The organism is Mycolicibacterium sp. Y3 (genome assembly GCF_051188035.1).
In the GTDB taxonomy this organism is placed as follows: domain Bacteria; phylum Actinomycetota; class Actinomycetes; order Mycobacteriales; family Mycobacteriaceae; genus Mycobacterium; species Mycobacterium fluoranthenivorans.
In genome coordinates this window covers 71,251-97,596 of sequence record NZ_JAVQLT010000003.1, presented here as the reverse complement: position 1 = coordinate 97,596, position 26,346 = coordinate 71,251, and the positions used below count along the sequence as shown (strand labels likewise).

Here is a 26,346-nt window from a genome sequence, read left to right as displayed (position 1 = left end):
CGACGTGGCGGTGAGATGAACAGCGGGTGAGGGCCGGTCCGGAATCGGCCTCGCGTGCACATTCTGTGAACGCGGCACGTGATCCATCCGTGAATCTGTCCTCAATGGTTCGTGAATGTGTGCCCGCGTGTCGCGCACAATGCGTGTGAATTATGCTGTGACCTGCGAAGACAGTATGGCCCCTGATGACTGCTGGTTTTTTGGTGCAGCAGGGGCACTCACCCGGTGCCGGAAGGTTATGATTTGCGCATGCCAAAGACTCCGAAGCTGGTCCGGGCCCTGAATTCGCCGCCCGTGGTCATCGCGGTGGCCATGCGCAAGGGCGGTGTGGGTAAGACGACCACCGCGGTCAACCTGAGTTATGAGCTGACGCGACTGGAGGTCTTCGACGAGGCCGAAGGTCAGTCCCGTCCGATCCGCGTGCTGTTGATCGACATGGACCCGCAAGGCAACGCGACGACGGGGCTGGGATTGCAGATCCCCCCGGACGGCGATCCCACTCCCACCATGTTCAACGTCCTCAACCCCGAGAAGCACCGCCGGCTGCCGCTCAACGACGTCATCCAGGGCACCGATTTTGGTGTCGACGTCGCGCCGTCACGCGAAGCGCTCGATGAACTCGACAAGGGACTGGGGCCCGGCGGTCAGATGCGTCTGCGCCGTGAGGTGGAGGCCTTGCCCGCCTATGACTTCATCATCATCGACTGTCGACCCACGCTGAATGAGCTTGCCTCAGCGGCATTGTCGGCAGCAACGTGGGTACTGGCCACCGTGGGAACCGGTCCCGACGAAGTCGGGGCGCTGGCATCGCTGGACGCTGCTGTGGAGAACGTCGACCTCAACAATCCCGGTATCAAGATCACCCACGTGGTGCTCACCAACTACCTGGGTGGCTCTCGCGCTACCAAGGCCATTCGCCGGGCTGTTGAGCAGGCCTGGCCCAAGGAATACCTGGGCTACATCTCCCGCACGATCCGTGTTACCGAGGCCAAGGCGCACTGCCAGCCCATCTCGGTGTACGACCCGCATTGCACTGCAGCCGAGGACTATCAGCGGCTCGCGGTGCGAATCGCCGAGGAAGGACTGATGACCAATGGCTAAGGACTCCCCCATGCCGCTGCCCAGTGCCCGTGGCCGTGCTGTGTCACCGGATGCCGCACGGGTTCGTGGTGTGCCCTCGGGTGCGGCAGCGGCCGTGCCGGCGGCGCACCCAGGGCCTGCGGGCAGCGCGGTGGCTGATCTGGTGGCCCATGATCCCGCCCTGGAGCAGCTGCGCAGCCGTAAGGTCAAACGCACAGGCTTGAACGTGCACATCAACTCTCAGGTGCACACCGCCTTTGCCGCGTTCATCGACGAATACGAGTTGCCCAAGGGCGATGCGACGTCTCTGGCGATCCAGGAATTCCTCGAACGACGGGGGGTGCAGATCCCTGGTGTCGCGCGTGTCCTACCGCCGCCGGTCACGGCTGTTCCAAATCTGACAGACGAGAGTGGCGAATCGGGTGTGGGCGGCTAGGGTAGTTGCTGAAATCGCATGAGGTCGGGGGGCTGTCCGAGTGGGATCGACGCAGAATTGGATGACCGATGACCAACCACGTGGACAACGTTTCCGATGTAGAGACCGATCGTGCTGGCGGAAGGCAGGAAGTGGCATCGCACCAGTTGGTTCCCGCGGTGCCAGCGCAAGCTCGGGCGGTAATTGATCCGCCGCATGTCGCCACCGAATTCTTCTCGAAGAAGTTTCAGGAATTAGCTGGCAGCATGAAGGTGCGGATGCTTGACACCGATCGAGTCCGCAAGCTCACGCCGTTGCGGATTCAGCGGATGCTAAAGGAGCAAGCCCCGGATCTGCCGGTGTCGCAGACCCAGATCTACCGCTACTTCCACGGCGAGGCGCCCCCGCGCCTGGACGTGGTCTACGAGCTGGCGCGGCTGTTCGGAGTGACACCAACCTACTTCGTCGAGGGCGCTGACGACGACGTCCCAAGCTTCAGTGGTGCGGATCTCGAATTAGCGCGCAGCGGACAGCGCGACAAGGCGGCCATCGATCCGCCACACGTCGCGACGGAGTACTTCGCCGCGCGTTTCCAGGCACTGGCCGCCAGTATGAATGTGCGCATGCTCGACACCGACAAGGTGCGCAAGCTCACGCCGTTGCGGATTCAGCGGATGCTCAAGGAGCAAGCCCCGGATCTGCCGGTGTCGCAGACCCAGATCTACCGCTACTTCCACGGCGAGGCGCCCCCGCGCCTGGACGTGGTCCACGAGTTGGCCCGGCTCTTTGGAGTGCCCCCGGCGTACTTCGTCCCCGACGAGTTCCTGCCCGAGCCCGAGTAGGTTCACGCCGGCCTCGGGGCGGCTGTTGATGTTGTGAAAAGCAACCCTTGCGCGGCAGGTGGTTGGCCAGCATCCACGCCATAGACTGAGGCTCGCAACTCCGGCATGGTCACAGGGGTCTTTGGCAAAGGGTTTCCCGGTAGCGGTGCGGCAACGCGCCCCATGTCGGAGTTGCTTTATCCTCCAGAGGATTTCGTTCTCTGGACCGCGAAAAGGGGCCAGGAAGCGTGGGCGGCGAACCAGAAGCGGACAGCGACGGTGACGAGCTGCGGGCCCACGTGCGCATGCGATTGGCTTTCTGGCAGGCCCAGGATCGTCGCAGCATCACCAACGGCCCGAAGTGGTTGTGGCGTGGGACGCACGTAGCGCCGTTGCGCCTTGCGGACCTCAGCGCCACCACCGCCGAACTGATCGCCAGACGCCGTGTGGCCGGCATGCCCGCCGCGGCCCTCTTTGGTGCAGCCGGGCCGCGGCAATCCCGACTCCCACGCTGGGCCACACCGCGCAGCGCCGCCTACTGGGGGATCGCCGCCGCCTTGCTGGCGCTGGTTGGATTCGTCTGTGCTCGGGCAACCGACGACCGGGCTCGAGTTGGCGTCCTGGCGGGCTGGGGCGCCCTCGCATGCATCGTGGCCGCGTTGATCATTGCCGGCCTTCTGGCTTGGGCATTGCGGGACCCTCTCAGGCTCAACCCGGCCCAGCGACGTGAAGTCAACGCTGCGCGCCGCTTTCTGGACTGGAATCCGCTGGATGGCCATGGACCGATCACTACTGGCGGCGCCTATCTGCTCGAAGGCATCTCCGTGGTGGGGGAGCTGACGGATAGCCCCGCATGGGCACTCCCCGGGGTCGACGTGCTGCGTGCACGTTTCGACGCCGACGAGGAGATCTTCCAGATCGCGCGCGCCGCATACAGCCTTGACGTGCACGACGACAACACAGCCCAGCTGGCCGAGATGGTGACGCTGACAGGCATTGCGCGGACCACGGTGCGTGCCGAACGCCGGTTCCTCACCAACGCCCTGCTCGACCGGCTCACGGTGCTACACCGCTGCGTGGCGACGCTCGACGATGTAGAGCAGCGTGCGCGACTGCTCCGTACCGACACCGTGGACACCGGTGACAGCTCGCTGTTCGTGGCCGGCGCGGAGAACGAGCTGGCCGCCGCGGCGCTGAGTGACCTGAACACCGACCTACTGGCCATGGTGGAGGGCTATGGCGAGGTCGGTTCCGTCGCGCGGCGTACCCCGCATTAGTCGCCTGCCTGTGCAAATGGCAGGGCCCCGCCCGTGGGGCCTCCCCGGAGACGCCGGGGTCCGGTAACCACATTCAGCGCAGGGGACGTGCCGTTTGTCCTGGCTGGGGCGTGACAGTCGACGCGAAGGCCCAAGTGCGCCTGTGTCGGCCCCACTTAGTTCACCATGACAGAGAAACTGCCCATTCCGGGGAAACGGATATGTCGTAGTCAGCGGCTAATGTTGCCATCATCGATATGCAAATCGTAACTGGTTGGATTTGCAGATCTGCGCCGATGAAGGCGACTGACTTGGGGAGGTAGATGAGATGTCTGAAGCCGCAGTGATCGAACTGATCGCCATGTTGGAGGCGCAACCACGGCCATCCGATGAGGACTGGCACAGCCAGGCGCTGTGCCCTCAGACCGACCCCGAAGCGTTCTATCCAGAGAAGGGTGGCTCGACCAAAGAAGCCAAGAGGATCTGCCGCGGATGCCCCGTCCGGAAGCAGTGCCTGCAGTGGGCGCTCGACACCGACGAGCGCTTTGGCGTCTGGGGCGGGCTCTCCGACCGAGAGCGCCGGCGCCTCAAGCGCGGAGTCGAGTCCGTCGAGGAACCGCTGCGTCTGCCCGCCATCGCCGCCGCAGCGCAGTACGACGACGAGGACGCGAGGCTGGCCGGATGACACGGCCCGCCGAGCGGTCCGCCGGCCGCGAACGCATCCCCGGTCTCGGCGACGAGCAGCCACCGGCCGAGGTGATCGACGCCTACTGGATGATCATCGACCTGGCCGCCTACGGTTGGCTGCCCAAGCGCCTCGCTTTCGACGCACACACCGCAACCGCATTCGTCACGGCCGCCGCACCCACCCGGCGCACCGTCACCGTCAGCTGGTATCTGTGCGGCAATCGTGCAGCGCGTCAACAGGTTCCCGGTCGCGACGTGTCGCATCGGCTGATCGCCCTGGCGCGTGCGGTGGCAAGCCTGGGACAAAACGACGCCGAAACCGGCGACGAGTGGCTCACCCAGTTGTGCTGGTTGGCGCAGTGGCGCGTGCGCCCCGCGCACCGCCACCAAGACCATTGGCGCCGCAGCGACTCCCTTCCGATTGTGTCGGCGCAGGAGCAGCCCATGACACGGGGACGCTGCGCGGCATGGATGATCGCGCGGCTTGTCGGCGAATATGGTTGGCACGTCGGTGATCTCGGCGAGGATGTCGCCGGTGGTGGGTTCGTCGCCGACATCCCCGGTGATGTGCAGGCGATCTTTCCGGCCACCATGGAGTACGACGGAACCGCGGCGGCCGCGCTGGCGCGGATGCTGCCGACGTTGCCGCGCGAGGACCTGTACCTGCTGCGCGATCTGGATTACCGGGCGCTGTGGGCGGCAGGGCGTCGTGTTGAGGGCCGATCATGACCGTCGCCGGCGTCGTCCTGGCGCCCGCGGCGTGGGTGCCCGACTACCTGCACGGGTCGTTGAAACACTGGCGGGCAGACCAATTGCCGTGCACATGCCCGCGCCGACACTACGACGGCGAGCAGGTGATCCACTGCGTCGGACGGCTGCAGCACCTGCTCGACGTCGGGCTGGGCAGGGCGCCGCGGTCACGATGCGGCGTGCGCCTGGTGCAGTCGGCGCCGACGGCACTTCTGCAGGACGGCGCACCGCTATGTCCCGCCTGCACGGCCATCGCCCACCCGCCCGTCGACCAAGCCGAAGCCTTCAACCACCGCAGCGACTGGGTGCGAACGCGATGAGCGCTATCCGCCTGGAATCAGAACTCGTACGCAAGCACCTGCTCGACGAGTTGACCCGCGCCGGCGTTGAGTTGACGACCGCAGAGCTTCGTCAGCGGCTCTCGCAGTGGGCGCCGGCGCTGGTCAACGAGATCGTCTACCGCAATCTGGTCGTCCTGGAACACCGCGGCGAGGTCCGTCGGGTCCGGCTGCCCGGGCGCCGCCACGTCGCCTGGGCGATTGCGATCACTACCGCCGCAGCCATCCCGCACACAGGAGGTCACGACCGATGACCACATCGCAGGCCGGTGAGCCCTACGTCCTGGCGATTCCCGTCGCCGACATCTTCGCCGACCACAGCTACCAGCGCCCCCTTGACCCCCGGCGAGCCCAGGTCATGGCCGACAACTTCGATCAGCGGCTGCTGGGTGTCATCGAAGTCTCCGACCGCGGGCGTGAGCATCAACCGCGATACGCCGTGGTCGAAGGTCAACACCGTTGGGCAGCAATGGCTTTACGGGACCCGGGCGCCGCGATCGCCGCCCGCGTGCACAGCGGTCTCACCCTCGCCGAGGAGGCGCAACTGTTCGTCGGCATCGACGTGCAACGCCGCCGCCTGACGACGTGGGACCGGTGGAAGGCGCGGCGCGCGCAGCTCGACCCTGACGTGATCGCCATCGAACAGGCGGTGGCTCGTCTTGGATTGCGTGTAGACGACGCGCCCAAGGATGGGCACCTGCGCTGCACCGCGATGTTGGAGAAGATCGCCGGCAGCCGCGGCGGGCACGGATTGCTTCGTGATGTCCTGCGCCTACTGCAGGAAACGTGGGGAGCGCAGCTGGGCGCCTACGACTCGGCCTTAGTGGGTGGCATGGCGGTGTTCCTCGACGCTTTCGGCGCCGACGAGAACTTCGACTGCGACACCCTCGTCGACGCGCTGATCGACCTGACCCCCGAACGGGTCGGCTTCTTCGCCAAGGCCAAGAAGGCCGGCGGCAAGCACGGCGGCGGGGCGCTGCCGAAGTTCGTCGCGATCACCTTCCATGAGCGCTACAACCTGCGCCGGCCGGCCGGGGCGAGGCTGGTCATGCCGACGGGGTTTCGTGGCGTGCTGCGCCCGTGCGTGCCAGAGCCGCGCCAGGCTGCCGCCTAACCGAGGCCGGGCCGGTCGGACAGGTCCACCGGGGACCTGCCATCGGGCGAGGTCAGCAGAGGCGTATTGGGGCGGGGCGACGGAATCCGGCCGCCGTGGAGGTACTTCACCAATAGGGAGCGAACGAGAAAGGGACAGCGGCGATGGACAGCACTGAGCGACTGGCCTCGAAGCGGTACGCCGAACCTCAATCCGGCGCCGTCCCAGTGTGTGTGATCCCCAGCTGCATCAACGAAGTGCACCGGTGGGGCGCCACCTGCGGCGAATGCCTCGACGATTTCGGGCCCTACCTGCGCTCCACCGGAGCGCCCGCTTTGACTCAGCAGCAGATCGTCGAGCGCGACAGCGGTGTGCGCCTGGCGCTGGCACTGCAGCACCAGGTGCGCGAGGCCAACCGGGCGCCGGCGGTGCGGCCCTCACGCCCAGGCAGGCTGGCATGACCGCTGTCGAGCACCGCCCGGCCAGAGTCGACGAGTCAGTCTCCGAGGGAGAGTACGGCCGGCTACCCCCGCATGACGACGATGCCGAGCAGTCGGTGCTGGGCGCCATGTTGCTGAGCAAGGACGCGATCGCCGACGTTCTGGAAATCATTGGGCCAGGCGACTTTTACAAGCCGCGGCACCAGATGATCTTCGACGCCATCTTGGATCTGTTCGGGCGAGGAGAACCGGCAGACGGTGTCACCGTCGCCGCCGAACTCGACCGCAGGGGCCTGCTGCGACGCATCGGTGCTGGGCCCTACCTACATACCCTGCTCGCAGCGGTGCCCACCGCGGCCAACGCGTCCTACTACGCGCGCATCGTCGCAGAGAAGGCCGTCTTGCGGCGCCTCGTGGAAGCCGGCACCCGCGTGGTCCAGTACGGATACGCCGGCGCCGAGGGTGCCGAGGTCAGCGACATCGTGGACAGGGCGCAGGCCGAGGTCTACAACGTCAACAACCGAGACCGGCGCGAGGACTACGCAGCGCTGTCGGATCTGCTGCAAGCGACGATGGACGAACTCGACGACCTATCCACTCACGGCGGTCTCGCACGCGGGGTACCCACCGGTTTCCACGACCTCGACGAACTGACCAACGGCCTGCATCCCGGGCAGATGATCACCGTGGCCGCACGGCCCGGCGTAGGAAAAGCACTGGCGCTCAACACTATCCTGCCGACGCCGACAGGCTGGACCACAATGGGCGACGTCAACGTCGGGGACTACCTACTCGGCGCCGACGGGCGCCCCACACAGGTGGTGGCCACGACCGCCGTGCTGTACGGCCAGCCCTGCTACGACGTGACCTTCTCCGATGGCACGGTCATCACCGCCGATGAACGCCACCAGTGGCCGACCCGACGCGGAACCCTGATCACCGCCGAACTGGCCGCCGGTGACCTGATTCCCACCGCCGCGCCCGTGGAGCTACCTGAGGTCGGCGAGCACGGGGACGACCCGTACACCGTGGGCCGTTACCTGGCCGGAGACACCGCCGTGCAGCTGCGCGGCTACGACACCGTGGTCTCGCGGTACCTGCGGGGTTCACTGCGGCAACGGTGCGCGATGCTGCGAGGACTTCTCGATGCCAGCCAGGTTGACGGCGGCCAGGGCGACAGCTTCACCATCACCGCCCGATGGCGGATGCCCGAGGATCGCACGCTGGCATCGGACCTGCTTGCCTCGCTGGGCTATGCGCTGGCGCCAGGGTGGCCTGGGGAGCCGATCCGGGTGGTCGCAGGGGAGCGCAGCGTGACCGCGGTGCAGCCGCGGCACAGCGTGGCCGTGCGCTGCGTCCAGGTGGACAACGACGACCACCTCTACCTTGCCGGCGGCGGCATGGTCCCCACCCACAACTCAACGCTCGCACTAGATTTCATGCGGTCGTGCTCCATCAAGCACAACATGGCCAGCGTCATCTTCTCCTTAGAGATGAGCAAGTCCGAGATCGTGATGCGCCTGTTGTCGGCGGAGGCCAAGATCAAGTTGGCCAGCATGCGGTCAGGGAAGATGAGCGACGACGACTGGACACGGCTGGCCAGGAAGATGAGCGAGATCAGCGAAGCCCCGCTGTTCATCGACGACTCACCGAACCTGACCATGATGGAAATCCGCGCCAAGGCGCGGCGTCTGGCGCAGAAGACCCCCTTGAAACTGATCGTGGTGGACTACATGCAACTGATGACCTCAGGGAAGCGCTTCGAAAGCCGCCAACAGGAAGTCTCGGAGTTCTCCCGGACGCTCAAACTCATGGCCAAAGAGCTTGATGTGCCCGTGGTGGCGATCAGCCAGCTCAACCGAGGGCCGGAACAGCGAACGGACAAGCGGCCCATGATCTCTGACCTTCGCGAATCGGGAAGCATCGAGCAGGATAGTGACGTCGTCATGCTGCTGCACCGGCCCGACGCGTTCGAGAGAGACCACCCCCAAGCCGGCGAAGCGGAGATCATCATCGGCAAACACAGGGCGGGACCATGCCGCACGATCACCGTAGCCAGCCAACTGCACCTCAGCCGCTTCTCGAATATGGCACGTAGCGGATATGGAGCGGAAGACGCAGTAAGTCAGACGAACTGGTGATCAGTCAACTGTATACCAGCATGCCGGGTGGCACAGGGCAGCAAATATGGGAAGGGGCGACCCGTCGTGGGTTTCTATGACACGGCGTGCCTCATCAGCGGGGTGAACCTCAGTGGGATCGAAGCCACAGCCGTACTCCTGCAACGCACCGCCGCTGGGCAGTATCAGCCGATCGCGCTGGGGACCCGGGGTTCCTATGACGGGTTCGGGTGTATCGACGCGATCGCCGCCGATGCGAATACCGCAGCGCTCACGACGTTCTTCTCCCACAGGTACCGCCAGGGCCGATTCATCGCCCACGATCACACCCACCGCGGCGACCCCGACTGGTTCGATCCCGACATCGCGATCGAATCCCTGCTCTACCTCATCGAGCGGACCACCACGTGCGCCGACCTCTACGGCGGAATCTACCCACCATGCACAGTGCTCGACGGACACCCAGTAGTGCTCACGTTGATCGCCCAACCGGTCTGGGACGCGCTGTCCCGCGCCCGCCGCATCCCGCTCGACGAGCTGGTGGAGGTGGCCTTCGGCGCCGGCGCAAACGTCGCCTCGGAGATCTATGACCGACAGCTCAACGATTTGATTGAACCGCTGGAACAGCTCGCTGCGGTGTCAGACTTCATCAGCACCGAGCCAGCGCTGCAGTGGGCACCGCCCGGAGAGCGACTGCAGCGCTACCCCCGCGGCGTGGGCGGACAGTTCAGTGCCGAACAGAGCCGACACTTCGTCGACGTCGCACGCGGCGACTACCGCCACGACAAACGAATGCAAAGAGCCCTCGACGAATACGTGAGAAGGGTGGACTGACAGTGCTTCTGAAGCCGCAACCGGTACCACGGCGCCTGCTAACCGTTCCCGAGTTTGGGCCTTACGAGATCAAAGTCGGCGCCCTTTCCACCCCGCATGTGGGGCTGACGATCGCCGTGCGTCGAGGCCGCAACACCGTGACCGAGCCGCTGAGCTACAAAACCCGCAGCGTCGATGACCAAGCCGCTGCTGGTCTGCCGACTAGGCGACTTCGACGTGGCCCTGCATCCCGCCGCCGCGGTCCTGGTCGTTCCCGAGGGCTACAAGGTGACCATCACCATCGCACCCGCCGACACGCCATGACAGCAGTACACCAACCCAATGCCTCGGGCGGGCACGTAACCGACACCGGCGCCGCAACGCTGGTGGCGGCCGGACCCATGGCGGACGGGCCGCCGCGTGGTTGCAGTGCCGGCGCAGTCAGCCAGACGGGCGTCTATCACGGCGCCCCATGTTCGAATCATCCACTACAGCAGAAGGGTTCGAGGAGAGGTAGCGGCAATGAAGCGAGCAGATGCGAAGTAACGAGATCGAGAGATATCCGCAGATTGTAGAAGAGAGGCAGTGCAACGATGAGCTATGACTTGAGGATCGCCAGTGGTGTCTGTTGGAACCTGACTCAACTCACAGATGCGATCAGCAGGTATGACCGACACAACGAGATGGTGAAGCTAGAGGTCAACCACTCCTTCGCGCCGGGAAAGAAGTGCTACCACTGGACGCTGTTCTACATGGAGCTTCCGCCGCACGAAGAATGCCATGAGCCGTGCGGCGCCGGGCACACATACGTCGACGGCCGATGCGTGTACGCGGGAGTTCAACCACCCTTAGCCCACTTGAATCCTGGGCCATTGCAACGTTAGGCGATCGGACCCTTACATGAATGAGAGCCACATATGAGCGGCAGCGCCCGGCAGACCCGGCATCGTGACCCGGCGCCGCATTTGCCGTACGGCTACGCCGACGACGTGCCGATCGACCACGACCCGCTCAACCCCCACCCGGAGCACCCGACACCGATCGAGCTGATTCTGAGCCTGACGCTACCCCAGCGCATGGAACGGGTGCGCGCCCTAATTGCGTTGTCGCGGCGTAAATATGCCGAGGCCATGGCCGAGATCAGCACTAAGAAATCGGTCGTGGCCGTGTGCGCGCTGGTGTCAGGCGGGAACGATTCGTACACCGTGGCGCACCTGTTCCGGGATATCGCGACCCATCAGGTACACGCCAACACCGGCACGGGGATCGAAGCCACCCGCGAGTTCGTGCGGGCCACCGCCGCCGAGTGGGGTGTGCCGCTGATCGAGCGAAGTCCGAAACTGGGTCAGGGCTACTTCGATATGGTCCGCGGGAACGTGACGGCGCGCAGTAGAAAGACGGGTGAACTGGTCCGGGCCTGGCCTGGTGGCTTTCCCGGCCCGGCCGCGTTATCTGTAGGTCGATATGGGGTGTATCCGACTGTGTCCCACGACGCTGGTCTTGCTCAGAGGAATCGTGGGGAACAGAGTTATCTGGAGGAGTGCACCCGACGTTGACCGCCGAGACCGCCGAGATAAGTCGCGATTTGCTGGCGTACAGGAGTCGCATCGCGTGCGACGATCGGGGCGTGAAGCTGACCTCCTATGTACTCCTGTGGTCTCGCCCGGGCATGGATGAAGCCATGAGCGCGTATGAAGATTCAGTGCTGGCGCTGGTGACCGAGCACGGGGGGACTGTGTTGCAGCGTGCCCGCAGCGATGGTCAAGAAGACCGTCCTCTAGAGATTCACTTGTATGAGTGGCCATCCGAGGCTGCAAGGGATGCCTACATGTCGGATCCTCGGAGGACAGCCCTTTCTGCGGAACGTGATCGCGTGATCGCGCGGACCGAAATAATCCCGGTGCAAATCGTCTGAGTCCCTGCGAATACGGCCGGCGTGCCGGTCCGGGCCGGCTCTAGAGATGACCTCCTGAACGGCTCGTTTAGCTTTACCCGGCGAATTTCGCGCGCGAAACCTACACCCACTTCGCACCTGCGGCCGAAACCGGCGACAGCGCTGGATAGCGGAGCTCCGCGGTGTGATCGTTGGACACATGTTCCCGACGTCGAATGCTGTGGCCGCACGTGCCCTCAAGTGGATTGACAAGGGCGACTTACAGATAACCAGTGCACGCCATCATGTATCAGCGCCTCAAAGAGCGCGCCTTTGAGCAGGTGCCGCATGATTTTGGCATCAGCGGCTCACGTACCGAATGTGTGGTGCTGCTGGCCGGCCGCCGCCGCCCGGAGTCGAAGCGCCGGGCCGCAATCCCATATTGGGATGTCGATGGGACGCTGGCGTTCATCTCGCCGATGGCCGTGTGGCACAAGGCCGACCTGTTGGTCTACCGGATCATGTTCCCGGATACCCCGCTGAATCCCGTGACCAAGGTGCTCGGGATGTCTGGTGAGTGTGGCTGTCTGTCCTACGCCGTCGCCGACGAACCTGCCCGGTGGCGCGCTGCCTACCCCGACGACCCGTTCATACTTATGGTCGACCAGGTCGAGGCCGAACTGGCCGCCCGCGACGATATCCCCGAATACGCCAAGAAGTGGGGATGGGGCGGCGAGCACGACGACCCTGACGAGGTTGTCGAGTTTGCCCGCAACGCAATGTGTTCGGTTAACTGCGGGCCGGATCCGCTGTTCGATTCGATGGACCCACTATTCGACTTCGAACCAGCTTGACAGAAGGCACCAGGCATCAGTTGCAAGCCAATTTGTTTCCCACCGCGAGAGGCAGGCCTGATGTCCATATGGATTGACCGCTTATCCGTAAGAAATCGACGGAGGCACACCACTGGCGGCGCATGTCCGGCCCCGCTGGTCGGGGCCCACGGGAGAGTTCTGCGCTTCACCATTGTGCGGGGCCTGGGTTCGACGCTGAGCGACTCACGCCACGAAGCGTATCCGACGGCCCGCCTACCAGGCACGATGCCACGTCCCCGCCCCCGACGTGGAGGGCGGGACGTGGCATCGGCGCTACGGCATCACGCGGCCTCCTCTCCGCGATCGTCGAGGACCTCGCTTTTGATCCTGGCGCTGATCTCTGCCAGCTCCGCCTCGGCGTCGATCAGGTCCTGAGGTGCGGAGAGGTCCGTGCCGGCCGCGGCAGCACGTGACTGCGCAGCCCGGTCCAGCGCAGCGTCGGCGCGGGCGATGATCTCGGCGTGCTCGGCGGCCGCGCCGTCGAGGCACCCTCCGACCCAGGACCGCGCCCAAGCCGCGACGACCTCGGCCCCTTGCCGCCGTACCTTCGCCGGCAACACCTGGGTCCACAGCGTGTGGTAGCCGAAGCCGACCTTCACATGGTGATCGCCACGCTCTTCCTCGATCTGCACCACCAGGGGGCCACTTGACCACCGGGCGCGATGGCCGTTGCCTGACACCGCGCTCTCTGTGCACCGGGACAAGTCCAGGGGGGCCAGCTGGGGCCGATAGTCGATGAGTTCGGCCAGCAGTTGTGCCCGCGACTGCAGGGCGTCGGCGTGCCGCTCGGCCTCGGCCGCGGCGTACAGCGCGGCGTTGACGTTCTGGCGGGCGGTCATGTGCTTGAGGCGCAGCTTGCGGACGACGACCTGCAGTTCGTGCTGGCGCAGTAGTAGGGTGTTGCCCGCGGCGGCGGCCTTCAGCTCGCCGAAGCTCAGCGTTCCATCGCCCAAGTCCTCGATCTCACGGACCTCGGAATCTGTGCGGTAGAGCTGCTCGAAGCCGCGGCTCTTGCGCTCGGCCAACTGGAACATGTAGGCATCGAACGACCCCTCGACGGCGTAGCAGTAGATGTCGATGTCATCGTGCAGATTGCCGGTGCGCACACCGCGGCCGTTGCGCTGATCCCAGTCGCGCGCCGTCCACGTCGGGTCGACATGGTGCAGAGCGACCATCCTGTTCTGAATATTGGTTCCCACACCAACTTTCGGTGTCGAGCCGAACAGCACCGATACACGGCCATCACGGCACGCCGCGAACAGGGCCTCTCTGGCTTTGGAGCTGGTCGCCTCGTGGATGAAGCGGATCCGATCGGCCGGGACACCACGCGCGATGAGTCCGCTGCGGATCCGGCCGTAACTTTGCGCGTCGCCGGGATGGGGGGTGCCAAGATCGCACAGCAGCAACTGGAACGCACCCGGCACAGGCGAACTCGCGTACACCGAGTCCCGTGTCCGGTGGTAGATCGCCGCGACGTTCTCAGCGACCGCCTCCAGCTTTGGAGCCACCTCGGCGAAGCCGACCAGGTTGGGATCCAACGCCACCTTGCGCCCGTCACCGCAGATCGCCAGCATGTTGTCCTTGTCTGGCTGCACCCGACGGGCCCGCAGGTCATCGGCGCGCTTGACCAAGTCGGTCATGAAGGCGCGCGTGTTGTCCGTGGGCTGCACGACGATGGTGTGCTGATGCGGCAGCGGCAGGGGCAGATCAGTCATCGAGCTACGCACCATCGACATGAACGCGCCGATCATCGTGCGCAGTTCGGGAACGTTCTGGATGACCACCGGGCGGCGGCGGCTTCGGAAGCCTGAACCGTCCGGGCTGACCTCGACGAGGGTTTCGTAGCGCACGAACTGCGCGGCCCACGCGTCGAAGTGGCCGAGACCGGATTCTGTCAGGCGGTCGGGGTCGCAAAGTCGTTGCCACACATATGCTTCGGCCAGCGTGTTGGTGTAGGGGGTGCCCGTGAAAAGGCTCGCGTAAGGGCGGCCGGGGTTGGCGTGGCGCAGCATCGACAGTTTCAGCAACAGATCGGTGGCCCGTTTGCTGGCACCCAGGCTGAACCCTTCGGCGCGAGTGGTAATCGGCAGCCGGCGGAAGCGGTCGGCCTCGTCAACGGCGAGATAGTCGATGCCCAGCATGTCGAAGGTGATCGCATCGGGGTCTGTGGCGACATCACGCAGCCGCTCGATGCGGCCCTCCAAGGAACGTACGGCCGCGGCGATGCGCTTGCCGTTGTCGCCCTGGCTGCGCTTGTAGTCCTCCAGCTCGGCGAGTTGATCGTCGAGCCATTCACGCTCAACCTCGGCCGGCACCGGCATGGAGGCGAACGTTTCGTGCGTCATGATCACCATGTCCCAGTCGCCGGTAGCGCAGCGCGCGGCGAACAAGCGCCGACCGTAGCGGGTCAGGTCCTCGCGGGTGACCACCAGGATCTTGCCTGCCGGCGCGGTTTGCAACGCCTCTCTTTGTGCTTGTTCGATGAGATGGTTGGGCACGATGTAGAGAGGACGGTTGGCAATTCCGAACTGGCGCAACGTCATACACAGTGCAATCGCTGTACGCGTTTTGCCTAATCCGACAGCGTGCCCAGCAAAGGCGACGGGGATCGACAGCGCGCGATCAACGAAATCACGCTGCCACCACCATAATTGCAGATCATCAGCCAGGCCGGGGAATGTCAGGTAGGAGCCGTCGTCGCGACGCAGAACGTGGGAGTTCATCGCGTGGTTGTAGCGATCGAGGAGCCGCTGCTCGCGTTGCGGTGACTCCCAGACCCACAACGAGAATCGCTGCTCGATAGCAGTCAGAGCGGCTTGCGCCGCTTCGGTCTCGTCGGCATTGCGGACCCGCCGGGTGCTGCGGGCGATGGGGTCGTAAACCTCGTCGTACACGGTCGGGGAGGTGCTGTTCAGTCCGGCCTGCAGCAGGTCGAACGCCGACTTGCGGGTGGTCGTGTAGGTGATCTTTGCCTCGGGGGAGATCTCGCGGGCGTTCCCCTGGATTTCCCACGCCGCCAGCGGCGCAATGTGATGAACCTTGACCCACTTCGCGTCGAACACCTCGCGGCAGAAGTCCTCGACGTCGCCAGTGGTCACCCACGGTGACCCAAGCTCGATACGCACCTCGTCTCGGCCCAGCCAGCGCGGCTGAACCTCCTGTAACGCCGTCACGTTGCGCTCATAGGAGGGATCGGTCGCGGCGGCAGCCAGAGCGTCCCGCAACTTCGTGCGGACGTCGCCGCACAAGTAGTCGCGGGCCGTGCACACGGCACCCGTGGCGGGATCTCGGTAGGCCAGATCCCCGAGCGCGGCGAACGCGGCCTCGGCGTTGGGCAACCCCAACAGCTCGGCCACGCGACCCAGATCGAGGCCGCGCCCTTCGCCCAGGGAGACAGCCATCGCTTCACCAGCAGCGTCCACGCGGGTGACGGGAACGGGGCGTCGATTGACCCGGCGTTGCAGGATGGCCGCCGGCGAGGCGTCTCCGGACTCCTGGTCGAACCGCTCCAGAGCGAAGACCAGCGCAGCGTCAGGATCTCCGCGGAAACCCGACATGGCCGGTACGCGCCAGCTCAGCTTGGGCAGACCAGTGTCGGGGTCGGTCTTGCCCTCGATCAGCGAGCCGCGGTTGAGAGGACCGAAACGCTCCACGTAGGTCAGGTAGGCCTCGCGGCACGTGGTGCGCAACGACTCCAGAGCCGCATCCGGGGTGTCCCAGTCGGCCTCTGCGGTGACGAGGCCGACCGTGGCGTCCCGCAGCGCGACGAGGGCGTGCAGCTCCTTGCTCGGTCGCACGACGGGCTGCGGCTGGCCGTCGACAACACGCGCCATCTTCCCGTCGACGAGGTAAAACGAGCCCTCCTTGCGGCCCTCGGCATCGGTGAGTACGACATCGGAGAAGGTGTTACTGACCACGCCGCCCGACGGATAGGGCAGCAGCAGGCGGCGAGCGGCGGCGAACGCTGCAGCGACCGAGCCGTGCGGATCGTCGGCCTCGACCGTGACCGGGTTCTGGTGAAACCCCGTCAGCCGCATCTCGCCGGCGACCAGCTCCGGATGGGCCGACCAGAAGGCGCTCACGCGAGCTGACGCGGGGCGGCCCTGGCCATCGGTGCCGCTCAGATAGTCACTGGGTTGGCGGGGGTCCCATCCCTGGCGCGGCTCGTCGACGCCGCGGGCCCGCAGCACCAACACGTCAGCGACCACGTCGGTCCCCTCGGCGGCGAAATAGCCCGCCGGCAGGCGGATGGCCGCCAACAGGTCAGCGTGCGTCCGCAGAGAGTGCGACAAGCCGGCCGCCGCATCCAAGGTGTGGCGCGAGGTCACCATCACGACGTAGCCGCCTGGGCGCACCGCGCGCGCCGCGCGCACCAGGAAGTATTCATGCAGGGGTCCGTAGAAGGCGATCGCTGGGTCGGAGACGTTGGCTGCCGAGAACGGCACGTTGCCCACTGCGGCGTCAAAGCGGTTGTTGGGCAACGAGACCTGCTGGAGACGCTCCGCGCGGATCGTTGCCTGGGGATGTAACACGGTGGCGATGCGGGCGGCGACAGGATCGACTTCGACACCGGTGTAGGCGATCGGTAGATCGGTCGGGGCGTGGCTAAGGAAGCGTCCGGTGCCGCAGCCCAGATCCAGGACCGCGCCTCCGCGGAAGCCGGCGTGATGCAGCAGTCGGTAGATGTGCTCGATCAATGCCGGCGGGGTGTAGAACGACGTGTCGACCACCCGGGCGGCGGCCTTCATCGCCGAAGGGTCCAGGTCATCGAGTTCATCGGCCAGCGTGGCCCACGACTTGGCCGGCTGCGGATCAAACAGCGGTGCGGCAGCACCCCAGCCGGGGAAGCGCAGCAGATTGGCCCGCTGGTCAGGGTCGAGGGCGGCGCCGGGGCGCAGGTTGTGGAGGGTCTGAACTGCGTGGAGCGCGGCGCGGGCAGCGAAGAGGGTAGGGGCCATAAGGAGCACCTTTCGGATCGGTGACCAACCCCTCGGGGCTGGCCGGTTGAGTGGCGCCGGAACGTGTTCCGGTGTTCGTTGAGCACTGTAGCGGCGACCTCCGACAACTTAGGCCGACTGCGACGATGCCGCGCTCCTAGACATACTACTCATGTATGCCGACCGTAATGCCTGAGGGGTGCTAGGCTTCTGCCATGGATTACGACGGAGCCGGTTTCGCCGAGGGGCGCCGTGAAGAACGCCGCCGCTACGTCGAACGGCGCGCCGCGCGGACCGCAGTGCCGGGCCGTACACAGAACGTCAAAAAGCCGTGGAACGTCGAGGACGCCAAGACAGCCTTGAACCTGACCTTGTCCGTTCCCGAAGCCGCTCTTCAGGTCGGACGCACCGCCAGCGCGGTGGAATCGCTGCGCCTGCGTTGGCGCCAAGGACGCCTACCGGATGCACTGGCCATCCACATCCCTCCGCCACGCAAAGAACAGCGCTGAATCAGAACGGGGACCCAATGCTCTATCGACTGACCGTCGGCGGTCGCACCTACCGCCTCGACGCCGACGATGAAACCAGCGACATCCTCCAGTGGTACATCGAAACCAAGGGCACGCCAGAGGATTTGGTGGGGCTGTCTCGCCAACAGGTGGTGGCCAGGATCGGCCGCAGCGCCCTTCCCACCGACTTCCCCGACTCCGATATGACGATCGGGGACCGCTCGCGTGAGAACGGTTTCTGGAGAGGCTGGTTCGAGGAGACCGTACGGGAGTACGAAGAGCGCGTCCTCGACACCACCCCCGAGTCTGAGACCACGGGCCAAGGGCAGGTGGAGACCAGCGACGATGGCACGTCCCCATGGGAGCCGAAGAGCCGGCAGTGGACCAACACCCCGATCATCGCCGACGGCCGGGTAGCGATCGCCACCAGTAGGGGCATCGTCAAGCCTTCAGGTGTGGTCGTCGCCGGGCCCATGCCCAGCGGCGACGCGCTGCACAAGTTCCTGGTGTGGAACTGGGGACCCAAGCCCAAGGACCAACCACAGGTGTGGTTCACCTACGAGGCGCTCGCCGCACTTGGCCTGCCGATGGACAACCTGCCCGACGACGTGTCGGGCCTGGTTGCCAAGACCTTCGGATGCGAGGTGACTTGGAGCCAATCAGGTTGGTTCACATGCCGATTCACCGACCACGACGAAACCGCGCGCAAAGCTCAGATCGTCCTGGTGCCACTGCTCTATTTGGACCAGCCGCCGCAGCGCCCCGGCGACATGGGAGTGGCCGGAATCGAAGGAACACCGACGGAATTGCCCGAGGATGAATCCGAGGCCGTCAGGATCCTGGCTGACCGCATCGCCTGGCTCGCCGGCATTGGTGACGCCGGCCTCGTCCCTGCATCACGGTGGGCCACCGTGGGAGCCCATCTCCTCGACCGCAAACGACAGTCAGGGCGCACCAAGGCGATCGAGGCTTGCCCACTGCCCACCGAGGTCATCGTGGAGGCTGGCGCCGATCTGGAACCGACCCTCCCGGTCAAGTGGGACAACCGTCCGCACCGCGGGCGTGAAGACGCCGTCGACGTCCAGGTCGATCAACGAGCGGCCTACCTCGCTTCCGCCGGGCAGGTCGAGCTCGGCTTCGGAAAGCCCAAGGAGATGCACCGGGTCAAGGTCGACGTTTTCCACGAACAACGCCCCCCGTTCGGCCTCTGGCGACTCAACTTGCCCCCGGCCGAGCAGATGGACGGACTGACCACGAAACTGCCGTTGCCCCACCCGGGCATGCACTGGAAGGAACCCACCACGTTGTGGGTCACCACCCGAAGCATCCAGCACCTCACCGCGCCGGTGGAATCCGGCGGCGCGGGCCTGGGAGTTGAAGAACTCGACATCACCAGCGCATGGGTCTGGCCGGAGCAGTCGCGACTGCTCCGGGGATGGGCCGACGCCCTGCGCAGCAAGCTCCAGGAAGCCCGAGACGCCGACCGGCTGGACTACCAGCAGATGGTCAAGGCGATCTACACGACCTACCTCGGGCGGATGGCCAGCGACAAATGGGCGCCCTACCAGCGTGAGCACCAGCAACCGGCCTGGTATGCCGCGATCCGTGCCGACACACGATTCCGGGCCCTGCGCTACGCGGCCGGCATCGCCTCGGCACACGGCTTCTACCCGATTGCCGCCGAACTCGACGCCTGGATCTACCGCGTCCCGGCAGGGACCGACCCCGCAATCCTCGACGAGAAGTCCACTGCCAACGGCAAATACCGGATCAAATGGACCAGCGCCGATAAGCCCGCAGCGGACGGCGCCGAGGCACAAAGAGACGACGACCAGTGAAGAAGGGACGCTTCGCCAGTTCGTCTCCGACGCCGCCTCCACCGTCGTCGCCGACGGCCAGCGCTGCCACCACGCCGCCGCCCAGCGGCGGCCCAGGACCGCAGCAGCCTGCCGGCAAGGGCTTCGGCGCCGCATTCCGATCACTCGTCGAACGCAAGTTCCGTGAACTCAGCAAAACCCAACGCTGGCAGGGCATCTCAGAATCCAAGCGCCGCGCCGAGGCACGTCGCCGCGGCACCGACGAGATGGCCAAACGCCTCGAACGGGAGACCGGAAAACGACCAGCGGCGAGCACCGTGACCCGCAACGCCTCTAAAGGGCGCACGCCGAAGGGAGCCGACCAACAACGCCTGGACCGCCAGGCAGCCATCGACCGCGCGGGCGGCGTCAAACAGTTCGCCTCCAGAGCCAAGATCAGCACCGGCCAAGCACGCCGCTGGCGTGACTCCGGCGGGCCCATCCACACCTCCGAGACTGTCGTCATCGACTTCAACGTCGTCGGGGACCTGCAACATGGACAGCGCAGCGAGAACGAGCCCGAGACCCTCGACGTCGACAAGCATCTCGCGGACAAGCTCACCCTCGCCGGAGACGACGCCGACTACTTCATCGAGGCCTACGCCGCCGAGGACATCGACACCCAAAAGGAAATCCTTGGCGAGCAGATCGCGCAGCAGATCCTGGTCGACTGGAACGGCGACATCACCCGCGTCTTCACCGTGCGCACCATCATCACCCTGAGCATCCTCGACTAGATGGCGCCTCAGCTGTCGGTGTCCACCACTACAGTCGACGATCGCAAGAGTTCATCATACGGCCAGACACGAGAGTCCGGCCCCCACCGAAAAGGGAAGCGCCACAATGGATACAACCGCCGCCCCTCACCTCTCTGCAATCGGCAGCAAGCGTGCGCCCTCCGCGGAGGCGACGGGAGTGCCGGAACCCACTGGAGCGGTCTGGATCGACTTTGGCGACGGCGGCGGAGCGCGATGGGCCGGCCTGAGCCTGCCCACGCTCGATCAGATCTGCGCCCACCTCGAAACGATCAAACCGGCCGACACCCTCACCTGACGGCCCCGAGGGGACCTCAGTACAGTGGTCGACGAAGCCTCCACGGCACACAACAACAATCGGCCGGGTACGCGTACCCAGTCCCACAACCCGGATGGGAATCCACTTATGCAGCTCACAGAAGAAGAGATCGCGGTTCGCGTCGGCCTCCCCGGACCGATTATCGCCGAACTCCTACGACCTGTCGGCCCCGGCGACAGACCGGGCGCCCACGGGCGGCGCTTCAGCGACACCGACGTCCTACGCGCTCAGGTCGCGGCCCTCATGCTCGCCCAAGGTGTGCGTTGGCAGTGGGTCCGGACAGCCATGGAGCACTCACCCACCCACCCCGACGCCCTGCGCGCCACGCTGGACTACTGGATCGGTACCGCGCCCTCGCCCCTGAACCCGCGCCACTGGCCCTTCGCGGCGACGGCGCTGGCCACCGCCCTGATGGTGCTCGCACTGCTGGTCGGCATCCTGCTCGGCATCCACCTCAGCCCCGCGGGACTGCTATGACCACCACACTCGTCGCCCACGATCTGCGCAGCGCCGGGGGACATGCCGTCGGCCCTGCACCCCGCGTCGATGAACAGCGACACTGCCGCCGGCAGCACACCCCGCCCATACCAAAGGAGCCCCCGTCATGACCGACAACCGCGTGTATTCTCCGGAGCAGCCCTGGTTCCCGCCGGCCACACCTGTGGAGTTCCCCGAAGGTCGCCTCACTCCCTCCTGGGTCGGCAAGGTCGCCAAGTCCAAGCACGGCGACATCGTGATTCGTTCCCACCTCGTACCGCGCCACCGCCAGGACAAGCGCTACATGGGCGCCTTCCGGACCTTCTGGCGGGCAATGGCATTCGCCGACCGCAAAGGCGTTTATGCGATGCTCGAACGGTGGCTGGCCGACGCCGACGCCGAATTAGCGAATCCAACCCTGAGCGCCGAGGACGCGGTCTTTGTGCGCCGTTTCCGCGGCGACGTTGACGGCGCACTCAAGCGGCTCAGCCGCGCCAACGACGAACCGATGGCGTGGGCCGGTGCCGAATTCTCCAAGTACGCGCCCGAAGAGCGCGTCATGCTCGAAGCCCTGATAGGGGCGATCGCCTTGCACCGGGCCGGCGACCTGTCCGATGACGAGCTGTACACCATCCTGGGATGCCTTGACGTCGACCCCGCCGACCGCGACACCGGCATCACCGAAACGGCCCTGACAAAGATCCGCGCCGCAGCCCAAACCGGCGAACCCCTCGAACTCGAGTCCACTTACCGCCGATCCTGAAAGGTAGGCGGCCGCGCCGCGGCTAACCGCGGATCGTGAGCTAGCGTTGGATAGCGCAGAGAACAGGAAGGTTCGGTCAGTGCCAGTCCCAAAGAGCCTGCCGCTATTCACGCCTTCCCTCGCGACGCGCGCCGAGCTAGACATCCTCACGGTCGGGCGCGAGGACCTGCTGGGCCGACTGGTCGATCGAATCCAATCGGCGGCCCACAGCGGCTCACGGCCACACTCATTGCTGTTGGGGCCAAGCGGAGCCGGCAAGACACACACTCTGCAAGTAGCGCTTCATCACGCGCTATCCGTCGACACCTCGGCAGACCGCGTTCTGCCCGTGGTGGTGCCGGAGGATTCGGTAGCGATCGGCCGCTACGCCGACCTTCTTGTCGAAATCGCCCGAGAGGTCGACCCTCAGGTGCAACGTGCCGCGTTGGTGCTGCGCCAGCAGGGCGATGCGGTCGGGATAGAAGAACAGCTCCTGAACGCAGCCGCCGGCCGCACGATTCTCCTGGTGATCGAGAACCTGGACCGGGTCTTCGGCGCTCTGAGAGAGGCTGGGCAGGGGAGCTTCCGTGCCTGGGTCGAGACCTCGGCCGCCATTATGGTGCTGGCATCGAGCCCAGCGCTCTTTGCGGGCATCTCCTCACGGACACGTCCCTGGTATGGCTCTTTCATGGTCGAGATGCTCCCTGAGATGACCGTCGATGAGGTGGGCGTGCTCCTCGAACATGATGCTCGTCTCACAGACAAGCCTTGGCTTGCTGAGCTTTTGGCCACATCCGCAGGGCGAACAGCTATCGCAGAGATCCACGCGCGCATCGGCGGACTGCCCCGCTTATGGCACCACTTGGTGAGTATGGCCACCGCCGAACAGCTCATCGAAGTCGAGCTGGCTGTGGAGATCGTGCTTGACCAAATCACGCAGTTCTATCAGCCACGTCTGTGGAGCCTTCCCGCCGGCCAACTGCGTTTCGTCGCCGCACTCGCCCGCAGCGAAGGGCCGCGCACGGTGCGAGAACTCGCTGAGGCGGTGGGGGCATCCAGTCAATCGGCCTCAACAGCGTTGGGACGGTTGTCGGCCGCCCGATGGGTCCATTCCGTGGAGAGCAGCGCAGACAGGCGCGTGTCTCTCTATGACCTCACGGATCCTGTCGTGCGCCTACTTGTGCAGTACCGCGAACGTAGCCCGCTGAGTTGAAGTGTGCCAGGCGGAGCGAAAGTGCTCCTTGTCGGAGAGACCGGGTAGCGTGAACGCATAGGTTGAAACGTGTTCGTAAACAACCTAAACCGGCCATCCCCGCGGGGATCGGTCACCTACGGAGAGGCGCACACCATGGCTGACATCAATAGCACCTACAGCATCGAATCGGACTGTTTGGATGGCCCTCAGGACTGCGCGGGTGAGGTGTTCCCGCGCGCTGCGCTGTCGGGTAGCGGCGAGCGCTACAGCCGCTGCGACCACCACTGGGAGGTCTACTACGAGCGCACCGCCCCGAAGATGGACGCGATCCGCGCTCGCTACCCCGAGATGGCGCCCGCCGACTTCGATCCCATGGCAGCTGGTGAGCGATGGGCTGAGGACGACCCGTGGCCGTGAGGCCGCGAGAACTGCCGGTGCTCGCACGCAGCGTCGATGGTCGCGCACCCAGTGCAGATGCCCCATTCGGCCCTGACGAAGTGTGACCCGTCGGCCACGACGGAAACGGACCCTGGCGCCGGTACTTCTTTGGTATGGACGCCAAACCGCCTACCGGCCTACCGGCTTCCCCGGGGCCACGTCAACCGACCGAGGGCACATCACGGCGCCCGGATTTGTCGGAGCCCCGCGATACACTGAACGCAGCGACTCGCACCAAGGATGCGCACCAACCGGCCAGGCCCGAGGGCCCGGTCACCGAGCCCCGAAGGGTGACATCAACGATGTATTGCATTGACGGCGAGGACGTTTCCCTCGAAATGCTGACTGCGGACGGTGCGCCCACCGTGCTGCGCGCCTTGCGCGCACAGGCTGCCGCGAGCGTCGGTCAGGAACGCGCTGGCCACCCAGATCGACGAAGTGTCTGCATGGCTGGAGCAGCTCGCCGACGAGGCCGCCGCTGGCGCCGCGGCTGAAGCCGCCGCCGATCACGCCGCCGACCACCTCGCCGGCATGCTCTGATGACGACCACACCGGCTGCCGAGGACACCGTCGACGACCTGGACACCGACGACATCTGTTCTGACCCCTACGAGGAAGGCTGCACTGCCTCCCTCGACGACGGCGAAGGGTGGAACGGATCCTGCGGCAACTGCGCCGACCGCCAGTACGCCGAAGAGGAAGGCCAGTGGTGGCTCGGCGACGCCGACGCGCCGGCAGCGGACCAGGAGGCCCGGCGATGACCCACCACACGGCTGGTGCCGGCCGATCATCTCAACTACCTGCTGGTCGACCGCGAACACGCCCCTGAGGCGTTGGGTACCCCGGTGCGCGACACCGCTTCAGCGGAAGCCGTAACCCAGCCCTGGGCCCTGTTCCTCGGCGAAGAGAACGACGGCCTCGCCATCGAAGGGGACCTCGACGCGATCGCCGACCGCGTCGACGACATCGCCCGCTACGTTCGCCGGCTCCGAGACGAGCGACGATGACGCTTCGCAGTCAGCGACGCCTGGCGGCCCTTGCCACGCGATCGCGCTTCCCGCGCAGCAGGGGCCACACCCCGGACGGTCGCCTCACCGAAGAAGCGACCCCGTTGCGCCGCTGAACAGCGGCGACGACACGTCCCCGAGAACCGCGCCAGTCCACGAGGAGAAGACAGCATGCGCGCACTTCGCGTCACCGCCGGCGGATGGTGGCAGACCGTCGACATCGACCCCACGGCTAGCCGCCCGCAGCCTTCGAGGCCGCCCCCGGGATCGGCTACCAACGCGCAGTCGCGGCATCGCTGCTGCGCACCGCAGGACGCCTAGGAAGTCACATCGTCTAACTGTGGAACACCACAGCTAGACGGACACCCGACCACTGCGGGTCAAGGAACCATCGCGTCTGGCCGCACCCGACTTGTTAACGTCTTCGCATGGCCGATAGCACTGCGGAGGTGTTCTCAGCGGCCAAGTTCACCCATCGCGCCGACAGTAAGGGGCTGTCGGGGCGCGAACTCGCTGCTCAGCTGGGGGTGACGCCGACGACTCTGAGCGCGATTCGCAACGGTCGGCGGGCGCCGTCGATGGACCTTCTGTGCAAGGTCGTCGAAAAGCTGGGCGGGGTTCCGGCTGATTATCTGAGCCTGCCGGATCGGCAGCGCTGGACCTTGCGGCATTTCCGGATGGCCGCGGGAATGACCCAGCTTGCGGTGGCGGCGGAGGTCGGGGCTACGGCGGCGGCGGTGGCCAGTTGGGAGTCCCGCCGCTATAAGCCACCTCGCGCCGTCCTGCCGCGGTTGGCGGTGGTGTATGCAGCGACTGAGGCCGAGCTCGATGCCGCGGTGGATCGGCACGGCGTAGTAACCCCGGCCGATGGCATGGTGGCCGCAGGTCAGTCCGCTGTCGGGTTGGCTGTGGCGGCCCTGGATGCGGCTGAGTCGTTGAGTGCCAGCCGCCGGCGAGCTTTAGCGCTCAATGTTCGTGGACACGTTGAGCATTCGTTGGAAGCGCTTGCCGGCGCGGTGCGTGATCTACCTGAGGATGAGGTACGAGCGACTGTGGTGGATCTGGTGCGCCAGCTCGCCGAGCTGCACGCAGATGCGGACAATAAATCTAAGTAGATTCAACACTTGGTAAGCTCATCGTTGGGAGAAGCCAACGGGGGGGGTTAGCTATGTCTGCCGTGCACGAGGAATCACGATCCAACGAGGCCGTAGACGCTGCTCTTGCCGTTCGCACGCTTACTCTCGCACAGTCCACCCTAGCCTTGGCCCGCGAGACCGCAGCCGCATTTAGCAAATCATCAGAAGTTCCCTATGCCGATATCAGGACGCTAATCGGGCTGGTGGAGCACACCATCGGGGCAACGACAGTGTTTACCCACCTGCCGTCACAGCATCACCAGACGGGCAGTGAGGTGGCCGCCGATCTAACGGCGTTGCTGGGCCACCTTGTCGCACTGTCGCGCTAACTCGCAGCGGCGCGGCACCGCATCGCGTGTTCTCCATTCCATGCGTACGCAAGAACCCTCAGCATGGATGTAGATATTGTCAGTT

27 protein-coding genes and 1 pseudogene are annotated in these 26,346 nt (G+C 65.6%); 27 read left to right on the top strand and 1 reads right to left on the bottom strand.

Annotated elements, in window-relative coordinates:
• Window positions 1–249: 249 nt before the first annotated feature.
• From QN239_RS32860 to QN239_RS32785, 16 genes and pseudogenes are all read left to right on the top strand, one after another.
• Window positions 250–1,101 carry a ParA family protein gene (locus QN239_RS32860; RefSeq protein ID WP_499017460.1) on the top strand — a complete coding sequence of 284 codons (852 nt, stop codon included), beginning with the start codon at window positions 250–252 and terminating at the stop codon, window positions 1,099–1,101.
• A 10-nt stretch (window positions 1,102–1,111) separates the two neighbouring features.
• Complete coding sequence (locus QN239_RS32855; protein WP_499017459.1) at window positions 1,112–1,516, top strand: hypothetical protein; 405 nt, start codon at window positions 1,112–1,114, stop codon at window positions 1,514–1,516.
• A 68-nt stretch (window positions 1,517–1,584) separates the two neighbouring features.
• Complete coding sequence (locus QN239_RS32850) at window positions 1,585–2,337, top strand: helix-turn-helix transcriptional regulator (protein ID WP_499017458.1); 753 nt, start codon at window positions 1,585–1,587, stop codon at window positions 2,335–2,337.
• A 227-nt stretch (window positions 2,338–2,564) separates the two neighbouring features.
• Complete coding sequence (locus QN239_RS32845) at window positions 2,565–3,593, top strand: hypothetical protein (RefSeq protein WP_499017457.1); 1,029 nt, start codon at window positions 2,565–2,567, stop codon at window positions 3,591–3,593.
• A gap of 307 nt (window positions 3,594–3,900) precedes the next feature.
• A pseudogene (locus QN239_RS32840) lies at window positions 3,901–4,173 on the top strand (WhiB family transcriptional regulator); the annotation flags it as partial.
• An 80-nt stretch (window positions 4,174–4,253) separates the two neighbouring features.
• Window positions 4,254–4,988: a hypothetical protein gene (locus QN239_RS32835; RefSeq protein ID WP_499017455.1), complete on the top strand. Its 735-nt coding sequence runs from the start codon at window positions 4,254–4,256 to the stop codon at window positions 4,986–4,988.
• Complete coding sequence (locus QN239_RS32830) at window positions 4,985–5,329, top strand: hypothetical protein (RefSeq protein WP_499017454.1); 345 nt, start codon at window positions 4,985–4,987, stop codon at window positions 5,327–5,329. Before QN239_RS32835 ends, QN239_RS32830 begins: the two co-directional genes overlap by 4 nt.
• On the top strand, window positions 5,326–5,601 hold the full coding sequence (locus tag QN239_RS32825) for a Fur family transcriptional regulator (RefSeq protein ID WP_499017453.1): 276 nt from the start codon (window positions 5,326–5,328) through the stop codon (window positions 5,599–5,601). The genes QN239_RS32830 and QN239_RS32825 overlap by 4 nt, the downstream gene beginning before the upstream one ends.
• Window positions 5,598–6,461, top strand: coding sequence for a DUF6551 family protein (locus QN239_RS32820; protein WP_499017451.1), 864 nt, complete (start codon window positions 5,598–5,600; stop codon window positions 6,459–6,461). The genes QN239_RS32825 and QN239_RS32820 overlap by 4 nt, the downstream gene beginning before the upstream one ends.
• A 143-nt stretch (window positions 6,462–6,604) precedes the next feature.
• On the top strand, window positions 6,605–6,901 hold the full coding sequence (locus tag QN239_RS32815; protein WP_499017450.1) for a hypothetical protein: 297 nt from the start codon (window positions 6,605–6,607) through the stop codon (window positions 6,899–6,901).
• A complete protein-coding gene (gene dnaB / locus QN239_RS32810) occupies window positions 6,898–9,021 on the top strand; it encodes a replicative DNA helicase (protein WP_499017448.1) in 2,124 nt (707 codons plus the stop codon). The genes QN239_RS32815 and dnaB overlap by 4 nt, the downstream gene beginning before the upstream one ends.
• A 66-nt stretch (window positions 9,022–9,087) precedes the next feature.
• A complete protein-coding gene (locus QN239_RS32805; protein WP_499017447.1) occupies window positions 9,088–9,834 on the top strand; it encodes a hypothetical protein in 747 nt (248 codons plus the stop codon).
• Window positions 9,835–10,008: 174 nt separating this feature from the next.
• The gene (locus tag QN239_RS32800; RefSeq protein WP_499017445.1) at window positions 10,009–10,137 is read left to right on the top strand and encodes a hypothetical protein; all 129 of its coding nucleotides are present in this window, start codon (window positions 10,009–10,011) and stop codon (window positions 10,135–10,137) included.
• A gap of 593 nt (window positions 10,138–10,730) precedes the next feature.
• The gene (locus QN239_RS32795) at window positions 10,731–11,369 is read left to right on the top strand and encodes a tRNA lysidine(34) synthetase (RefSeq protein ID WP_499017444.1); all 639 of its coding nucleotides are present in this window, start codon (window positions 10,731–10,733) and stop codon (window positions 11,367–11,369) included.
• Between the two features lie 71 nt (window positions 11,370–11,440).
• Window positions 11,441–11,728 carry a DUF1330 domain-containing protein gene (locus QN239_RS32790; RefSeq protein ID WP_499017442.1) on the top strand — a complete coding sequence of 96 codons (288 nt, stop codon included), beginning with the start codon at window positions 11,441–11,443 and terminating at the stop codon, window positions 11,726–11,728.
• Window positions 11,729–11,979: 251 nt separating this feature from the next.
• Window positions 11,980–12,540 (top strand): adenine nucleotide alpha hydrolase family protein, encoded by a 561-nt coding sequence (locus QN239_RS32785; protein WP_499017441.1) that lies wholly within the window; start codon window positions 11,980–11,982, stop codon window positions 12,538–12,540.
• Window positions 12,541–12,842: 302 nt separating this feature from the next.
• Here QN239_RS32785 and QN239_RS32780 read toward each other — a convergent pair whose 3' ends face one another.
• Entirely contained in the window at window positions 12,843–17,519 is a 4,677-nt protein-coding gene (locus QN239_RS32780; RefSeq protein ID WP_499017440.1) for a DUF8437 domain-containing protein, read from the bottom strand.
• A gap of 194 nt (window positions 17,520–17,713) precedes the next feature.
• Here QN239_RS32780 and QN239_RS32775 point away from each other — a divergent pair, with 194 nt between their 5' ends.
• The 11 genes from QN239_RS32775 to QN239_RS32725 all read left to right on the top strand — a co-directional run bounded on the left by QN239_RS32775 (window position 17,714) and on the right by QN239_RS32725 (window position 25,911).
• Window positions 17,714–18,007: a hypothetical protein gene (locus tag QN239_RS32775; RefSeq protein WP_499017439.1), complete on the top strand. Its 294-nt coding sequence runs from the start codon at window positions 17,714–17,716 to the stop codon at window positions 18,005–18,007.
• 17 nt (window positions 18,008–18,024) lie between these two features.
• A complete protein-coding gene (locus QN239_RS32770; RefSeq protein ID WP_499017438.1) occupies window positions 18,025–19,845 on the top strand; it encodes a hypothetical protein in 1,821 nt (606 codons plus the stop codon).
• Window positions 19,842–20,600 carry a thioredoxin domain-containing protein gene (locus QN239_RS32765; RefSeq protein WP_499017436.1) on the top strand — a complete coding sequence of 253 codons (759 nt, stop codon included), beginning with the start codon at window positions 19,842–19,844 and terminating at the stop codon, window positions 20,598–20,600. The genes QN239_RS32770 and QN239_RS32765 overlap by 4 nt, the downstream gene beginning before the upstream one ends.
• 106 nt (window positions 20,601–20,706) lie before the next feature.
• Window positions 20,707–20,916: a hypothetical protein gene (locus QN239_RS32760; RefSeq protein ID WP_499017435.1), complete on the top strand. Its 210-nt coding sequence runs from the start codon at window positions 20,707–20,709 to the stop codon at window positions 20,914–20,916.
• 108 nt (window positions 20,917–21,024) lie between these two features.
• Window positions 21,025–21,414 carry a hypothetical protein gene (locus QN239_RS32755; protein ID WP_499017434.1) on the top strand — a complete coding sequence of 130 codons (390 nt, stop codon included), beginning with the start codon at window positions 21,025–21,027 and terminating at the stop codon, window positions 21,412–21,414.
• 127 nt (window positions 21,415–21,541) lie between these two features.
• Window positions 21,542–22,177, top strand: a complete 636-nt coding sequence (locus QN239_RS32750; RefSeq protein WP_499017433.1) for a hypothetical protein — start codon at window positions 21,542–21,544, stop codon at window positions 22,175–22,177.
• Window positions 22,178–22,256: 79 nt separating this feature from the next.
• Entirely contained in the window at window positions 22,257–23,369 is a 1,113-nt protein-coding gene (locus tag QN239_RS32745) for a MarR family transcriptional regulator (protein ID WP_499017431.1), read from the top strand.
• Window positions 23,370–23,504: 135 nt separating this feature from the next.
• Entirely contained in the window at window positions 23,505–23,768 is a 264-nt protein-coding gene (locus tag QN239_RS32740) for a hypothetical protein (protein WP_499017430.1), read from the top strand.
• A 560-nt stretch (window positions 23,769–24,328) separates the two neighbouring features.
• Window positions 24,329–24,550, top strand: coding sequence for a hypothetical protein (locus QN239_RS32735; RefSeq protein WP_499017429.1), 222 nt, complete (start codon window positions 24,329–24,331; stop codon window positions 24,548–24,550).
• Between the two features lie 15 nt (window positions 24,551–24,565).
• The gene (locus QN239_RS32730; protein ID WP_499017427.1) at window positions 24,566–24,796 is read left to right on the top strand and encodes a hypothetical protein; all 231 of its coding nucleotides are present in this window, start codon (window positions 24,566–24,568) and stop codon (window positions 24,794–24,796) included.
• Window positions 24,797–25,224: 428 nt separating this feature from the next.
• Window positions 25,225–25,911, top strand: coding sequence for a helix-turn-helix domain-containing protein (locus QN239_RS32725; RefSeq protein WP_499017426.1), 687 nt, complete (start codon window positions 25,225–25,227; stop codon window positions 25,909–25,911).
• The last annotated feature ends 435 nt before the right edge of the window (window positions 25,912–26,346 follow it).

What these genes read in the sequence shown, in the direction of transcription:
- QN239_RS32760 (WP_499017435.1), top strand. Translation starts at nt 20,707, where the DNA reads ATGGATACAACCGCCGCCCCTCACCTCTCTGCAATCGGCAGCAAGCGT.
- QN239_RS32825 (WP_499017453.1), top strand. Translation starts at nt 5,326, where the DNA reads ATGAGCGCTATCCGCCTGGAATCAGAACTCGTACGCAAGCACCTGCTC.
- QN239_RS32770 (WP_499017438.1), top strand. Translation starts at nt 18,025, where the DNA reads ATGCTCTATCGACTGACCGTCGGCGGTCGCACCTACCGCCTCGACGCC.
- QN239_RS32775 (WP_499017439.1), top strand. Translation starts at nt 17,714, where the DNA reads ATGGATTACGACGGAGCCGGTTTCGCCGAGGGGCGCCGTGAAGAACGC.
- QN239_RS32860 (WP_499017460.1), top strand. Translation starts at nt 250, where the DNA reads ATGCCAAAGACTCCGAAGCTGGTCCGGGCCCTGAATTCGCCGCCCGTG.
- QN239_RS32835 (WP_499017455.1), top strand. Translation starts at nt 4,254, where the DNA reads ATGACACGGCCCGCCGAGCGGTCCGCCGGCCGCGAACGCATCCCCGGT.
- QN239_RS32800 (WP_499017445.1), top strand. Translation starts at nt 10,009, where the DNA reads ATGACCAAGCCGCTGCTGGTCTGCCGACTAGGCGACTTCGACGTGGCC.
- QN239_RS32780 (WP_499017440.1), bottom strand. Translation starts at nt 17,519, where the DNA reads ATGGCCCCTACCCTCTTCGCTGCCCGCGCCGCGCTCCACGCAGTTCAG.
- QN239_RS32750 (WP_499017433.1), top strand. Translation starts at nt 21,542, where the DNA reads ATGACCGACAACCGCGTGTATTCTCCGGAGCAGCCCTGGTTCCCGCCG.
- QN239_RS32850 (WP_499017458.1), top strand. Translation starts at nt 1,585, where the DNA reads ATGACCAACCACGTGGACAACGTTTCCGATGTAGAGACCGATCGTGCT.
- QN239_RS32815 (WP_499017450.1), top strand. Translation starts at nt 6,605, where the DNA reads ATGGACAGCACTGAGCGACTGGCCTCGAAGCGGTACGCCGAACCTCAA.
- QN239_RS32855 (WP_499017459.1), top strand. Translation starts at nt 1,112, where the DNA reads ATGCCGCTGCCCAGTGCCCGTGGCCGTGCTGTGTCACCGGATGCCGCA.
- QN239_RS32820 (WP_499017451.1), top strand. Translation starts at nt 5,598, where the DNA reads ATGACCACATCGCAGGCCGGTGAGCCCTACGTCCTGGCGATTCCCGTC.
- QN239_RS32830 (WP_499017454.1), top strand. Translation starts at nt 4,985, where the DNA reads ATGACCGTCGCCGGCGTCGTCCTGGCGCCCGCGGCGTGGGTGCCCGAC.
- QN239_RS32795 (WP_499017444.1), top strand. Translation starts at nt 10,731, where the DNA reads ATGAGCGGCAGCGCCCGGCAGACCCGGCATCGTGACCCGGCGCCGCAT.
- dnaB (WP_499017448.1), top strand. Translation starts at nt 6,898, where the DNA reads ATGACCGCTGTCGAGCACCGCCCGGCCAGAGTCGACGAGTCAGTCTCC.
- QN239_RS32755 (WP_499017434.1), top strand. Translation starts at nt 21,025, where the DNA reads ATGCAGCTCACAGAAGAAGAGATCGCGGTTCGCGTCGGCCTCCCCGGA.
- QN239_RS32740 (WP_499017430.1), top strand. Translation starts at nt 23,505, where the DNA reads ATGGCTGACATCAATAGCACCTACAGCATCGAATCGGACTGTTTGGAT.
- QN239_RS32725 (WP_499017426.1), top strand. Translation starts at nt 25,225, where the DNA reads ATGGCCGATAGCACTGCGGAGGTGTTCTCAGCGGCCAAGTTCACCCAT.
- QN239_RS32735 (WP_499017429.1), top strand. Translation starts at nt 24,329, where the DNA reads ATGACGACCACACCGGCTGCCGAGGACACCGTCGACGACCTGGACACC.